Here is a 12,438-nt window from a genome sequence, read left to right on the forward strand (position 1 = left end):
CCTGTCCTGGGCCGCCGGGCGCGCGGCGACGGTGAGGCCGCGCGCCCGCATGACGGCGGTGCTGTTGTGCGGGATCGGATATCTAACTAGAGCACGAAGCCTGCCAGCGAAGGTCCGGCCGACGAGAGCGCGACATGCAGTCTCCCCGCTACTTCCTGAACCACTTCATGCCGTTCACCGGCTACCCCTACACGGGGGCGCCCACGGCCTGCAATCTGTGCGGCTCGACGGAGAGCGTCACCGTGGCGGAGACCGATCGACGCCTGAAGACGCTGAAGTCGATCGCCTGCGCCGAATGCGGCCTGATCCGCACCGATCCGATGCCGACGCCGGCCGAGCTGGCGGATTACTACGCCCACGCCTACCGCGCCGACTACCAGCTCGCCTTCGCGGGCGGCCCGCCCCGGGTCCATCTCAAGCGCTCGACGCGCGAGGCGGCGTTCCGGGCGGAACTGCTCGCGCCGAAGCTGGTGCCGGGCGCCCGCCTGCTCGATTTCGGCTCCGGATCGGGCGAGTTCCTGGCCGCCGCCCGGGCTCGGGGCTGCGAGGCGATCGGCGTCGAGCCGGGCCGCGACTATTCCGCCTATGCCCGCGCGACGCACGGCGTCGAGGTGCTGGACGACGCCGCCGACGACCAGTTCGCACCGGGCACGTTCGACGTGATCACCACGCACCACGTCATGGAGCACCTGCGCGACCCGGCCGACGTGATGGAGCGGCTGGCACGCTGGCTGAAGCCCGACGGCGTGCTCTACGCCGCGGTGCCGAACATGGCCGCCACCGGCAAGCCGCCGCACGAGCGATTCCACTTCGCCCACGTCCACGGCTTCGTGCGCGACACCTTCGACCTCACCGCACGCCGCGCCGGCCTCGTGCCCGACACCAATTACTGGCGCGAGGATACGACGGTGGTCTACCGCAAGACCGATGCGCCGCCGGTGCCGATCCGCGCGCCCGGCCTCGCCCAGCGCCTCGCCGAGGAGCTGAAGCCGATGCCGGCCGCGGCCTACCTCGCTTCCGGCGCCTGGATCTGGCCGATGGTCCGACGCAACGCCAAGGCGGTGCGCGAGACCTTCTCGGCCCGCTAGGACATCGACTGCGGGCCGGCCGGGCTTCACCGCGCGCGAAGATGCTCCAAGGACCGTCGTGCGCGCGTCACGTCGGCGGGGGTAGGCTGGGCTTTTCCGCCAAGACGCAACGCCATGCCTCGCCCCAATCGCCGCCAGACCTTCGGTCTCGGCATCGGCGCCGGCCTTTCGGCCGGCCTGCCCGCCATCGCGAACGCGACCGAGCCCACGGCGCCCGAGCCGACGCTGACGCTGCTCCTCGTCAACGACGTCTACCTGATGGGCGAGGTCGACGGGCGCGGCGGGTTCGCGCGGCTCAATGCGATCGTGAAGGCCGAGCGCGACCGCGGTGTCCCGGTGCTCTACGCCCATGCCGGCGACACCCTGTCGCCCTCGCTGATGTCGGGGTTCGACAAGGGCGCCCACATCGTCGACCTGCTGAACCTCGCCCCGCCGGACGTGTTCGTCCCCGGCAACCACGAATTTGATTTCGGGCCCGCCGTCTTCCGCGAGCGCATGGCCGCCGCCGCCTTCCCGTGCTTCGCCGCCAACCTGCGGGACGGGTCCGGCCGGCCGTTGCCGAGCCTGCGCGATCGGCAGATGCTCACCCTCGGCGGCCTGCACGTCGGCGTCACCGGCATCGCGTTGGCCGCGACGCCGGAGAAATCCCAGAGCGGCGATCTGCGCTTCGGGCCCGAGCTGGAGACGCTGGCCGCGCAGGCCGAGGCGCTGCGCGCCGACGGCGCGGATCTCGTCGTGGCGATCGTCCACACCGCGCGCGCGACCGATCTCGCGATGCTGGCGGCGGGCCATGCCGACATCCTTTTGTCGGGGCACGACCACGACCTCGTGGTGCAGTACGACGGGCGCCGCGTGCTCGCGGAGTCGAGCAGCGACGCGCATTACGTCACCGCCATCGACATCCACGCCAGCGTCTCGACGGCGGGCGGCACGCGGCGCGTGACGTGGCGGCCGAGCTTCCGAATCCACGATTCGACAACCGTCGCACCCGATCCGGATACGCTGACCCTCGTGCGCAAGCTCGAGGGCGACCTGTCGCGCCGGCTCGACGTGCCGGTCGGCGAGACCGCCTATCCGCTCGACAGCCGCATCGTCTCCGTGCGCGCCCGCGAGGCGAGCTTCGGGAGCCTCGTCGCCGACGCGCTGCGGGAGGCGACGGGCGCCGACATCGCGGTGATGAACGGCGGCGGCGTGCGCGGCGACCGCCTGTACCCGGCCGGCACGATGCTGACGCGGCGCGACATCCTCACCGAGCTTCCGTTCGGCAACACCATCGTGTCGGTGGCGATCACCGGCGCCCAGGTCCGCGCGCTGCTGGAGGCGGGGTTTCGCGAGCTCGGCCGCCCGGCCGGCCGCTTCGCGCAGGTCTCGGGCCTGACCGTCCGCGTCGATCCCGATGCGCCGGCGGGCGACAGGATCGTCTCCGTCCGCGTCGGCGATGCGCCGCTGGACCCGGCCCGGACCTACCGGGTCGCCGCCAACAACTTCCTCTACGAGGGGGGAAACGGCTACGGCGTGCGGGCTCGGGGGCGGACCTTGATCGGCGCGACGGATGGCGGGCTCGTCGCCACCGCCGTGATCGATTATGTCGCCCGCCACGCCCCGATCACCGTGACCGAGGGCGAACGCATCCTGATCGGCCGATGACCGAACCGACCGTCTCCGCAGCGCTCGCCGCGTTCCGGCAAAGCGCATCCCCGTGGCTCGCCTTGCCGTTCTTCACGGAGGGCGCGGCGGATATAGTGGCGGCACGGGTCGACGAACGGATCGCGGCCGGCGCGAAGGTCTTGCCCGCGCCCGGCAACATCTTCGCCGCCCTGGCGCTGACGCCGCTGCCCGCGGTGAAGGTCGTGATCCTCGGGCAGGATCCGTATCCGACGCCGGGCGACGCCAACGGGCTCGCCTTCTCCTATGTCGGCTCCCGGCGCCTGCCGGCCTCGCTCAAGGTGATCCTGGCCGAGGTCGAGCCGGGCAAGGCCACGCGCGGCGACCTCACGGCCTGGGCGCACCAGGGGGTGCTGCTCCTCAACAGCGCGCTCACCGTCGAGGCGGGCCAGGCCGGGGCGCATCTTCGGTTCGGCTGGGCGAGGCTCGCCGACGAGGCGGTCGCGGCCGTCTCGGCGCGCGCCGAGCCCGCCGTGTTCCTCCTGTGGGGGGCACAGGCGCGGACGCGGGCCGCGCTGATCGACCGATCGCGACACGGCGTACTCGAATGCGGCCATCCGTCGCCGCTGAACCGGGCGCGCGACTTCCCCGGCTCGGACCCCTTCGGCCGGGCCAACGCGTGGCTCGCCGAGCATGGGTCGGCGCCGATCGCGTGGCCCCTTCCCTGACGGCTCCGTCCCGCAGCGTTACTGGGCGGGCTTCGGCGCCGGTGCCGGTTGCGCGGGCGTGTCGGCGCCGGCGGGCGGCGCGTCGGCTGCGGCCGGCAGCAGCACGTCCTTCGCGACCGTGCCTTCGGGGCCGTATTCGCCGGCGACGGCGAGGCACGCCTTCTCGCGATGCTGGGCCATGTCGTTCGACATCAGCGCAAACATCGACTGCACCCGGCCGCCGAACGGGCCGCGCGGGCTGACGTCGGCCGATCGGGTGCCCTGCTTGACCAGCAGCGCCTCGAAGGTGTCGGTCCCGATCCGATAGCCGCAGACGTTCGACGCCGCGAAGATGTAGGCCGCGAATTCCAGAGCCCGCGGGGCCGGGGCGTTGCGGATCTGCGCCGCGGCGGGCTGCGCGGCGAGACCGAGGCTCAGGAGGGCGGCCGCGGCGGCCGGCGTGGCGAACATGCGCATGGGCGAAAGTTTCCTCATCGTCGTCGACGACTTCTTGCGAGTCGTTGAGACGGGCGAGATACGCCGAACGGTGAACGCCGCCCAGGGGGAGCGGCCCGACGGATTGCCTCAGGCCGCGCAGGACAAAGGCGAAGGACGTTCGTGGTTAAGCATTACCTGCGTTGCAATCGATAGCGGCGTTTCTACCGCGTCACTGGCCGTCCCGGTCCCTCGTCTGCCTTGCGGAACCGCGGAACTTGTTTCGACTTGATCCTGCCCTACGCGGGGGTTCGAAGCCTGCTATTAACCGGTGGCGAGCAGATCGGAGTCCGACATCTTCCGCAATGAGCCGGACTGGACGCCGCATGCACTTCGCCCTCGACCACCGCGCAGAGCCAGATCCCGCCTTCGTGCCGCCGTCGCTGCGCCTCGCCGAACCGAGCGACGCACCCTCGGGCGAGCGCCGCAACCGCTACGCCCGCTGGGCCCTACACGACGGGCTGGGGGAGGGCGACGTCGTCGCCCTGCTGATGCGCAACCAGCCCGACGTGCTCGCGATCTGGCAGGGCCTCGGCTCCGTCGGCGTCACCGTGATGCCGCTCGACCTCACCCTGCGCGGGACCGCGCTCGCCCGGAACCTCGACGCGATCGGCCCGCGCCACCTGTTCGTCGACGCCGGCCTCGCGGAGACGCTGTGCAGCGTCCAGGGCCTCGTCTCGGTTCAGCCGCTGGTGTGGTGGCACGGCGGCGCCGACTTCGCCCGCATCGACCTCGAGATCGCCGAGTACGACGACGCCCCGCTCGCCCCGCAGGCGCTGCCGGCGCGCCGGGCCTGAGCCATCCTCGAAACCCGACGCGTCCGTGATAGGCTTGACCGGCCATCGAGACGGGAGCCAGGGCATGTCCTCGACCGCGCAGACCGACGCGCCGCTGCTGCTTCGCGCGGATGCCGAAGGCATCGCCACGCTGACGCTGAACCGCGGTCCGGCCCGCAACGCGCTGTCCCTCGGGCTGATGGCGGCCTTGCAGGATGCGCTCGACGCGATCGCCGAGGATCGAGCCGTGCGCGTCGTCGTGCTGCGCGGCGCCGGGCCGGCCTTCTGCGCCGGTCACGATCTCAAGGAGATGCGCGCGCATCCCGGGCGCGAGGCCGCGGCCGAGGTGTTCCGCGCCTGCTCCCGGCTGATGCTGGCGATCACCCGGCTGCCGCAGCCGGTGATCGCGCAGGTTCACGGCATCGCCACCGCCGCCGGCTGCCAGCTGGTCGCGACCTGCGATCTCGCGGTCTGCGCCGACGACGCCCGCTTCGCGACGCCCGGGGTCAACATCGGCCTGTTCTGCTCGACCCCGATGGTCGCGCTCTCCCGCGCGGTGCCGCGCAAGGCGGCGATGGAGATGCTGCTGCTCGGCGAGCCGATCGACGCCGCGGAGGCGTTGCGCATCGGCCTCGTCAACCGTGCGGTGCCGACCGCCGATCTCGATGCGACGGTGCAGGCGATGGCGATGCGCATCGCGGGCAAGTCGGCGCGGGTGGTGGCGATCGGCAAGGAAGCCTTCGGCCGCCAGGCGGAGCTCGGCCTCGAGGAGGCCTACGCCTACGCCGCCGAGGTCATGACCCGGAACATGATGCTCGCCGACGCCGACGAGGGCATCGATGCCTTCCTTCAGAAGCGCACGCCGCGCTGGCCGGCGTGAGCCGCGGTCGAGCCGCGCGGTTCGGCGCGCGAAACGTCCGTCAGCCGCGGCCGGCCGGAACCGGGAAGCGGCGCGCGAACCAGTCGCGCAGCACCGCGCGCTCGTAATACAGGCCGCCGGTCGAGAAGCGTGGGTTGGCCGTCAGCATGAAGTTGGGGTCGGTGACCGTATCCTCGCCGCTGGCGACCACCCGCTTGCCACGCCGCAGTGCGTAGGCGAGCCGGATCCGCGGCGGCGTGAAGTCCTGGACGATCCGCAGGCCACTCGGCGTGCCGAAGCCCGGCCGCTCGTACCCGGCGAGATCGATGTCGAGGACGGTGATGTCGAGGCTCTCGTCGGGGCCGAGGCGCCGGCTGCCGAGGTCCTGGAAGATCCGCGTCATCTCCGCCAGCGTCAGCCGCAGGCTCCGGCCGGAGGAGGCCCAACGGTCCTCCGCGTCGGTGAAGCGCTCCGGCGCGACGTAGCGCACGCCGACCTGCGCGACGGCGGGACCGCCGAGCGCGAGACCCGTCAGGGCTGCCAGGACGACGCGCCTCATTGCTTGGCGCGGTTGATCACGGCGAGCAGCGCGCGGGCGACCGGCTCGGTCACGTTGCGGCGGTACTTGCGGTGGACCAGCTGCCCGTTGTGGTAGACGTCGTGCTCGACGTAGAGCCGCTCGCCGTCCCACCGCACGATGTTGTCGGTCTCGGTCGTCTCCTCGACGCCGAGGTCGTCCCGAAGGATCGCGCTGCCGGTCTGGGTGAACATGCGCAGCTCCTCGCACCTTGATCGGGGATCGCCCGCGCAGACGATCCGTCCGTAGGGTCCACAATAGGCAACCGGCGCAGGCTGCGCCAGTTGCGGCACCGCTCCGGCCCCCGACAAGGACAGCTCGGCTTCGCGGTCGCGGGCATCTCAGCGGATCGTGATCTGATCCTTGATCTTGTCGTAGGTCGCGCGGCTGAGCACGCGCTTCGACAGCAACTGGTCGATCGTCGTGTAGGGCCGGCGCTGGATGATCGCCCGCCCGATGCTGCCGCCGCCACGCAACCCGTTCAGCTCCGCCAGCGATGCGGTGTTGAGGTCGACCAGCGCCAGCGCGCGCGGTCCGGCGCTGTCGCCGGCCTCGTTCACCTCCGCCTGACCGGTCGGTTGCGACTCCGGCACGGATTGCGAGAGAACCGGGGCTTCCGCGGTCGGCTGGGGTGCCGGAGCGGGTGTGGGCGCGGGATCCGGCGATACCGGCGGCGCGGCGAGGTCCGCTCGAGGCGCTGCGGGGGACGGGACCAGCGTCGGCGTCCCGACCTTTCGCGGCGCCGGGGCGACGGATGCCGGCGGCACGGAGACCGGCGGCGCCTGCGCCGGCGACGGTGCGTGCGGCAGAAAATACTGGATCAGGGCGGCGAGGCAGCCCGCGACGACCAGCAGAAGCGAGATCCGCAGAATCGTCGAACCGCTCAGCATCGCCCCTCCCATCCGTGTTGTTTGGCAAACGCTTGGCAAGTTTTGCAAACGCTTGGCAAGATAGAGACGTTGCGCTGCCGGAGCAAAGCACGGCGTAGACGATCGGGCCGGCCGTCAACAAGCGTCGGCGCGGAAGACCTTCGGACGGCTCGCGGGGCCTTCGGCATCGACGCCGGCTCCGCGCCGGCCCATACCCGCCGGGATGCCGACCGCCCGCCTCGACCCCGCCCTGGCCGCCCCGCTCGCCGCCGCCAGGCGACACATCTCCGAACGCTTCGGATCGCTGCGCTACCTGCCGGCCCTGTTCGCGCAGGTCCGCGCCGCGAGCCCGCGCCTGTTCGCCGCCAGCCTCGCCCTGCGCCTCGTCGGCGCCGGGCTGCCGGTGGCGACCCTGTGGCTCGCGAAGCTGATCCTCGACGCGATCGTCGCGGAACATGCCCGGCCGCGGGCGACGCCGATGAGCGTCGATGCGTGGCTCTCGGACCCGCACCTGTCGCGGCTCGCGGCCTTGGTCGCGGCCGAACTCGCCCTGGCGATCCTCTCCGACCTGATCGGACGCCTCAGCACGTTGGTCGACGGGTTGGTCGCCGACCTCTATTCCAACGCCGCCTCGCTCCGGCTGATGCGCCATGCGGCGGCCCTCGACCTCGCGCAGTTCGAGGACAGCGCACAGCAGGACCGGCTTGAGCGGGCGCGCCGGCAGGTCACCGGGCGCACCAGCCTGATCGCCCAGGTGTTCGGGCAGGGGCAGGCCCTGGTGACTTTGCTCTCGTTCGCCGCGGGCGTCGCGGTCTACACCCCGTGGCTGATCGTGCTGATCGCGGCGGCGCTGGTGCCGGCCTTCCTCAACGAGGCGCACTTCACCCGAGCCGGTTACCGCCTCGCCTGGATCCGCACCCCGGAACGGCGGCGGATCGACTACCTGCGCTACCTCGGCGCCAGCGTCGAATCGGCCAAGGAGGTCAAGCTGTTCGGCCTGAACGGCTACATCACCGACCTCTATGCCGGCCTCGCCGACAAGGTGGTGGCCGACAACCGCGCGCTGGCGATCCGCCGCGCCGGCTGGGGCGGCGCCTTCGCGGCGCTCGGCACGCTGGCCTACTACGCCGCCTACGCCGTCATCGTCTGGCGCACTGTGGCGGGCGGCTTCTCGATCGGCGATCTCGCCTTCCTTGCCGGCGCCTTCCAGCGCCTGCGCGGGCTGATCGAGGGCCTGCTGCTCGGGTTCACCCAGATCGCCGGGCAGACGCAGTACCTCGAGGACCTGTTCTCGTTCTTCGCGATCGCGCCGTCGATCCGCTCGCCCGAGACCCCGGCACCCCTGCCGGCGACGATCCGCCAGGGCCTCGCCTTCGAGGATGTCGGCTTCCGCTATCCCGGCGTCGACGCGTGGGCGGTGCGGCACCTGAGCTTCACCCTCGCGGCGGGCGAGACCCTGGCGCTCGTCGGCGAGAACGGGGCCGGCAAGACCACGATCGTCAAGCTGATGACCCGGCTCTACGACCCGACCGAGGGGCGCATCCTGCTCGACGGCCTGCCGCTGCAGGCCTACGACCTCGACGCGCTCCGCGGCCGCATCGGTGCGATCTTCCAGGATTTCGTCCGCTTCGACCTCACCGCCGGCGAGAACGTCGCCGTCGGGCGGATCGAGGCCCGGGACGATGCCGAGCGCATCGGCCGTGCGGCTGTGCGCGGCCTCGCCGACGCGGTCATCGCGCGCCTGCCGGCCGGATACGACCAGCCCCTCGGCAAGCGCTTCGACGGCGGCGTCGACCTGTCCGGGGGCCAGTGGCAGAAGATCGCCCTGTCCCGGGCCTACATGCGCGACGCCGAGATCCTGATCCTCGACGAGCCGACGGCCGCGCTCGACGCGCGCGCCGAGTACGACGTGTTCCGCCGCTTCCGCGACCTCAGCGCCGGGCGGGCCGCGGTGCTGATCTCGCACCGATTCTCCACCGTTCGGATGGCCGATCGCATCCTGGTGCTGGAGGACGGAAAGGTGCTCGAAGCCGGCACGCACGACGCGCTCGTCGCCCTCGGCGGACGCTACGCCGAGCTGTTCGAGCTTCAGGCGGCCGGCTACCGCTGATCCGGCGCCCGGCATTGCTCCGGGCCCGGCACCCACTACCTGCAGCCTGCGCCTCAACTTCGGCCGTCACCGCCTCGGGAGTTTTCACGATGCCACGCCACGCCACCGCCCTCGTCGCCGCGTTCCTCGCCGGCGCGGCCTGCTTCGGCGGCATGGCCCATGCGGCGCCGGCCACGCCCGACGCCTCGGCCAAGCCGGCGCCCGAGGCGGCAAAGCCCGAGGATCCGAAGCCCGGAAAGCCCGAGCCGGTGATCCTCGCCAACCACAAGGCGGTCTACGACCTGTCGCTCGCCTCCACCGGCGGGACCCGGGCGGTCGAGAGCGCGCGCGGGCGCATCGTGATCGAGTTCAAGGGCGACTCCTGCCGCGGCTACACCATGCAGACCCGCCAGGTGACGGTGCTCGAATCCGGCGAGAGCGGCAGCCGGACCTCGGACCTGCGCAACACCACCTTCGAGGGCGGCGAGGCCCGCGATTTCCGCTTCCGCACGGTGACGGTGCTGAACGGACAGCCGAGCCCGGCCGTCGACGGCACCGCGGATGCGAGCGGCGACGCGTTCAAGGTCCGGCTCAAGGAGCCGAAGAAGGACCAGTTCACCGCCGCCGGCCCGGTGCTGTTCCCGAGCCTGCACATGCGCCGCCTCGTCCAGGCCGCGCGGGCCGGCGACACCACGATGTCGGCCAAAGTGTTCGACGGGTCGGACGACGGCCGCAAGGTCTACGACACCCTGGCCGTGATCGGCCGCCGTGCGACGGCGCCGGCGAACGCCGCCGCGTCGGACCGCGACAAGCCGCTGCACGAGGGTGCGATGGCCGCCGTGCCGCACTGGCCGGTGACGCTGAGCTACTTCACGCAAGGGGAGGGCGAGCGCACGCCGATCTACACCCTTACCTTCGACCTCTACGAGAACGGGGTCAGCGGCGCGCTCAAGCTCGACTACGGCGACTTCGCGATCCTCGGCGACATGACCCGCCTCGAGCTCGACAAGGCGCCGGACAAGCCGTGCGCCCCGTAGCCGGCACGCGGCCCTTTAGAACTCGTCGGATTGTTGCGGCGAGAGCCGTCGCCACGCCGCCGCGATGCGCTCGGGCTTGATGTCGAGCCCCTGCGCGCAGGCGAGCAGCACCGGCTCGTCGCCCATGACGTGGTCGAGCACGCCGACGAGGAAGGCCGGGTCGGACAGCGACGCGCGGACGTCCTCGGGCGACAGCCCGGTCGCGTTGAGGAACGGGAACAGGCGGTCCTCGTCGGCGACCATCCAGCCGAGCACGTCGACGGCCAGGTTGTGGTCGGCGGCGGTGGCTCGCGTCGACCCATCGTCTTGAAGTGATTTGCGATTCATCAACATCTGTCGCTTACAAAGGCGTGAGGTCGGGTAACGTCCCGTAAAGGACGCGCGGCGGCACCGGGATCGAAGCGTGATGACGAAAACGGTGTTGATCGTCGAGGACAACGAACTGAACATGAAGCTCTTCAACGACTTGTTGGAGGCCCACGGTTACGCGACCCTCAAGACGGCCAACGGCATCGAGGCGATCGAGCTCGCGCGTGCCCACCATCCCGACCTGATCCTGATGGACATCCAGCTTCCCGAGGTTTCGGGGCTCGAGGTGACCAAGTGGCTCAAGGAGGACGACGACCTCAAGCACATTCCCGTCGTCGCCATCACCGCCTTCGCCATGAAGGGGGACGAGGAACGCATTCTCGAGGGCGGTTGCGAGGCATATTTGTCCAAACCGATCTCCGTCGCGAAGTTTTTGGCAACGGTTCGCACGTATCTTGCCGACAAGTAGGGTCCGGATCGAGCCCTCGACGGCGCCTGCGATCGCCCGCTGAAACCTTGTGCGAGGAACGATGTCGGCCCGCGTCCTGATCGTCGACGACCTCTTCCCGAACGTGAAGCTTCTCGAAACGAAGCTCGCGCTGGAATACTTCGACACCGTCGCGGCCATGAACGGCCCGGACGCGATCGCGATCTGCGAGAAGGGCCTGTGCGACCTCGTCCTCCTCGACGTGATGATGCCCGGCATGGACGGGTTCGAGGTCTGCCGCATCCTCAAGAACAACCCGCTCACCGCGCACCTGCCGGTGGTGATGGTCACGGCCCTCGACCAACCCTCGGACCGCCTGAAGGGCCTCGACGCCGGCGCCGACGATTTCCTGACCAAGCCGATCGACGACACCGCGCTGTTCAGCCGCGTCCGCAGCCTCGTGCGCCTGAAGGCCGTGACCGACGAGCTGCGCAGCCGCGCGCTCGCCTCGCGCGAGTTCGGCATGGGCGACCCGCTGGCTCTCGCCACCGCCGAGACCGGCCTCAACGCCAGCCTGCTGCTGGTCGAGGATCGGCGCGGCTCGGCCGAGCGGATGGCGGCGGCGCTCGGCCAGTTCCACGCGGTCACGCTCGAGACCGATCCGCAGGCGGCGATCCACGTGGCGGCCGAGGGCGGCTTCGACCTCGTCCTGGTCAGCCTCGACCTCGAGGGCTTCGACGGGCTGCGCCTGTGCAGCCAGCTGCGCAACCTGGAGCGGACCCGGCAGGTGCCGCTGATCATGCTGGCCGAGGCGCATGACCGCGCCCGCATCGTGCGCGGCCTCGATTTCGGTGTCCACGACTACCTGCTCCGCCCGATCGACCGCAACGAGCTGGTCGCGCGGGTCCGCACCCAGATCCGCCGCAAGCGATTCTCCGAGGTTCTGCGCAGCGCGGTGCAGGCGTCGATGGAGATGGCCGTCACCGACGGGCTCACCGGACTGCACAACCGGCGCTACCTCGACAACCACCTCGCCGGCCTGTTCTCCGATCCGCGGCTGCGCGAGCGCCCGGTCGCCGGGCTGATCCTCGACATCGATCACTTCAAGGCGATCAACGACACCCACGGCCACGAAGCCGGCGACGAGGTGCTGCGCACCTTCGCCGACCGCGTCCGCCTGCACACCCGCACCATCGACATCGTCGCCCGCTACGGCGGCGAGGAGGTGGTCATCATCCTGCCCGATGCCGGCCTCGCCGAGGCCCACGCCATCGCCGAGCGCATCCGCGAGCGGATCGAGGGCATGCCGTTCTCGATCCATCGCGACACACGCAGCGTCCCCGTCACCGTGTCGATCGGCGTCGCGACCCGTCAGCCCGAGGATGTCGGCCCCGGCGAGATGCTGAAGCGCGCCGACCTCGCGCTCTACCGCGCCAAGGCGCTGGGGCGGAACCGCGTCGAGGCCCAGGCGGCCTGACCCGTCCGATCGTCGCCGGATTCGGCGCGCACGCTTGGAACGGACGCATCCCTGCGGCGAAGGTCCGCCGGTTGACACCCGTCCGCGCTTCGCCAACACCCTGCGCCGTTCGCGGCCGGGGCC

At 71.2% G+C, this 12,438-nt stretch carries 14 protein-coding genes; 9 read left to right on the forward strand and 5 right to left on the reverse strand.

Going from position 1 to position 12,438, the window contains the following annotated elements:
• Positions 1-134: 134 nt before the first annotated feature.
• From MKK60_RS01665 to MKK60_RS01675, 3 genes are all read left to right on the forward strand, one after another.
• Positions 135-1,088, forward strand: coding sequence for a class I SAM-dependent methyltransferase (locus MKK60_RS01665; RefSeq protein ID WP_243983605.1), 954 nt, complete (start codon positions 135-137; stop codon positions 1,086-1,088).
• A 114-nt stretch (positions 1,089-1,202) separates the two neighbouring features.
• Complete coding sequence (locus tag MKK60_RS01670) at positions 1,203-2,735, forward strand: bifunctional metallophosphatase/5'-nucleotidase (RefSeq protein WP_243983606.1); 1,533 nt, start codon at positions 1,203-1,205, stop codon at positions 2,733-2,735.
• The gene (locus tag MKK60_RS01675; protein ID WP_243983607.1) at positions 2,732-3,421 is read left to right on the forward strand and encodes a uracil-DNA glycosylase; all 690 of its coding nucleotides are present in this window, start codon (positions 2,732-2,734) and stop codon (positions 3,419-3,421) included. The genes MKK60_RS01670 and MKK60_RS01675 overlap by 4 nt, the downstream gene beginning before the upstream one ends.
• Before the next feature lie 18 nt (positions 3,422-3,439).
• Here the strand turns inward: MKK60_RS01675 and MKK60_RS01680 are convergent, their stop codons facing one another.
• Positions 3,440-3,871, reverse strand: a complete 432-nt coding sequence (locus tag MKK60_RS01680) for a hypothetical protein (RefSeq protein ID WP_243936403.1) — start codon at positions 3,869-3,871, stop codon at positions 3,440-3,442.
• A 350-nt stretch (positions 3,872-4,221) separates the two neighbouring features.
• On the opposite strand from MKK60_RS01680, the gene MKK60_RS01685 reads away from it, so the two are divergent.
• Together MKK60_RS01685 and MKK60_RS01690 are read left to right on the forward strand one after the other, a co-directional pair.
• Positions 4,222-4,692 (forward strand): AMP-binding protein, encoded by a 471-nt coding sequence (locus MKK60_RS01685; RefSeq protein WP_243983608.1) that lies wholly within the window; start codon positions 4,222-4,224, stop codon positions 4,690-4,692.
• A gap of 64 nt (positions 4,693-4,756) precedes the next feature.
• Positions 4,757-5,551, forward strand: a complete 795-nt coding sequence (locus MKK60_RS01690) for an enoyl-CoA hydratase (protein ID WP_147728764.1) — start codon at positions 4,757-4,759, stop codon at positions 5,549-5,551.
• A 40-nt stretch (positions 5,552-5,591) separates the two neighbouring features.
• Here MKK60_RS01690 and MKK60_RS01695 read toward each other — a convergent pair whose 3' ends face one another.
• The 3 genes from MKK60_RS01695 to MKK60_RS01705 all read right to left on the reverse strand — a co-directional run bounded on the left by MKK60_RS01695 (position 5,592) and on the right by MKK60_RS01705 (position 6,997).
• The gene (locus MKK60_RS01695) at positions 5,592-6,089 is read right to left on the reverse strand and encodes a DUF3016 domain-containing protein (RefSeq protein ID WP_147728765.1); all 498 of its coding nucleotides are present in this window, start codon (positions 6,087-6,089) and stop codon (positions 5,592-5,594) included.
• The gene (locus MKK60_RS01700; RefSeq protein ID WP_147728766.1) at positions 6,086-6,301 is read right to left on the reverse strand and encodes a hypothetical protein; all 216 of its coding nucleotides are present in this window, start codon (positions 6,299-6,301) and stop codon (positions 6,086-6,088) included. The genes MKK60_RS01695 and MKK60_RS01700 overlap by 4 nt, the downstream gene beginning before the upstream one ends.
• Before the next feature lie 147 nt (positions 6,302-6,448).
• Entirely contained in the window at positions 6,449-6,997 is a 549-nt protein-coding gene (locus MKK60_RS01705) for a helix-hairpin-helix domain-containing protein (protein ID WP_147844399.1), read from the reverse strand.
• Between the two features lie 202 nt (positions 6,998-7,199).
• Between MKK60_RS01705 and MKK60_RS01710 the strand changes: the two genes are divergently transcribed.
• Together MKK60_RS01710 and MKK60_RS01715 are read left to right on the forward strand one after the other, a co-directional pair.
• Positions 7,200-9,086 carry an ABC transporter ATP-binding protein gene (locus MKK60_RS01710; protein ID WP_147858146.1) on the forward strand — a complete coding sequence of 629 codons (1,887 nt, stop codon included), beginning with the start codon at positions 7,200-7,202 and terminating at the stop codon, positions 9,084-9,086.
• A gap of 152 nt (positions 9,087-9,238) precedes the next feature.
• Positions 9,239-10,102, forward strand: coding sequence for a cell envelope integrity EipB family protein (locus MKK60_RS01715; RefSeq protein WP_147728257.1), 864 nt, complete (start codon positions 9,239-9,241; stop codon positions 10,100-10,102).
• Between the two features lie 15 nt (positions 10,103-10,117).
• Here the strand turns inward: MKK60_RS01715 and MKK60_RS01720 are convergent, their stop codons facing one another.
• A complete protein-coding gene (locus tag MKK60_RS01720) occupies positions 10,118-10,429 on the reverse strand; it encodes a DUF3572 domain-containing protein (protein ID WP_147728254.1) in 312 nt (103 codons plus the stop codon).
• Between the two features lie 79 nt (positions 10,430-10,508).
• Between MKK60_RS01720 and MKK60_RS01725 the strand changes: the two genes are divergently transcribed.
• Positions 10,509-10,880, forward strand: coding sequence for a response regulator (locus MKK60_RS01725; protein WP_147728258.1), 372 nt, complete (start codon positions 10,509-10,511; stop codon positions 10,878-10,880).
• Positions 10,881-10,941: 61 nt separating this feature from the next.
• Entirely contained in the window at positions 10,942-12,315 is a 1,374-nt protein-coding gene (locus MKK60_RS01730; protein ID WP_147728255.1) for a PleD family two-component system response regulator, read from the forward strand.
• Positions 12,316-12,438 lie beyond the last annotated feature (123 nt).

The sequence above is a fragment of the Methylobacterium sp. J-092 genome, from assembly GCF_022829325.1.
GTDB lineage: Bacteria > Pseudomonadota > Alphaproteobacteria > Rhizobiales > Beijerinckiaceae > Methylobacterium.

Bases quoted from the DNA above. Each gene is read 5' to 3' on its own strand.
- MKK60_RS01725 (WP_147728258.1), top strand. From the start codon at position 10,509: ATGACGAAAACGGTGTTGATCGTCGAGGACAACGAACTGAACATGAAG.
- MKK60_RS01690 (WP_147728764.1), top strand. From the start codon at position 4,757: ATGTCCTCGACCGCGCAGACCGACGCGCCGCTGCTGCTTCGCGCGGAT.
- MKK60_RS01730 (WP_147728255.1), top strand. From the start codon at position 10,942: ATGTCGGCCCGCGTCCTGATCGTCGACGACCTCTTCCCGAACGTGAAG.
- MKK60_RS01670 (WP_243983606.1), top strand. From the start codon at position 1,203: ATGCCTCGCCCCAATCGCCGCCAGACCTTCGGTCTCGGCATCGGCGCC.
- MKK60_RS01720 (WP_147728254.1), bottom strand. From the start codon at position 10,429: ATGAATCGCAAATCACTTCAAGACGATGGGTCGACGCGAGCCACCGCC.
- MKK60_RS01715 (WP_147728257.1), top strand. From the start codon at position 9,239: ATGGCCCATGCGGCGCCGGCCACGCCCGACGCCTCGGCCAAGCCGGCG.
- MKK60_RS01665 (WP_243983605.1), top strand. From the start codon at position 135: ATGCAGTCTCCCCGCTACTTCCTGAACCACTTCATGCCGTTCACCGGC.
- MKK60_RS01685 (WP_243983608.1), top strand. From the start codon at position 4,222: ATGCACTTCGCCCTCGACCACCGCGCAGAGCCAGATCCCGCCTTCGTG.
- MKK60_RS01710 (WP_147858146.1), top strand. From the start codon at position 7,200: ATGCCGACCGCCCGCCTCGACCCCGCCCTGGCCGCCCCGCTCGCCGCC.
- MKK60_RS01700 (WP_147728766.1), bottom strand. From the start codon at position 6,301: ATGTTCACCCAGACCGGCAGCGCGATCCTTCGGGACGACCTCGGCGTC.
- MKK60_RS01705 (WP_147844399.1), bottom strand. From the start codon at position 6,997: ATGCTGAGCGGTTCGACGATTCTGCGGATCTCGCTTCTGCTGGTCGTC.
- MKK60_RS01695 (WP_147728765.1), bottom strand. From the start codon at position 6,089: ATGAGGCGCGTCGTCCTGGCAGCCCTGACGGGTCTCGCGCTCGGCGGT.
- MKK60_RS01680 (WP_243936403.1), bottom strand. From the start codon at position 3,871: ATGTTCGCCACGCCGGCCGCCGCGGCCGCCCTCCTGAGCCTCGGTCTC.
- MKK60_RS01675 (WP_243983607.1), top strand. From the start codon at position 2,732: ATGACCGAACCGACCGTCTCCGCAGCGCTCGCCGCGTTCCGGCAAAGC.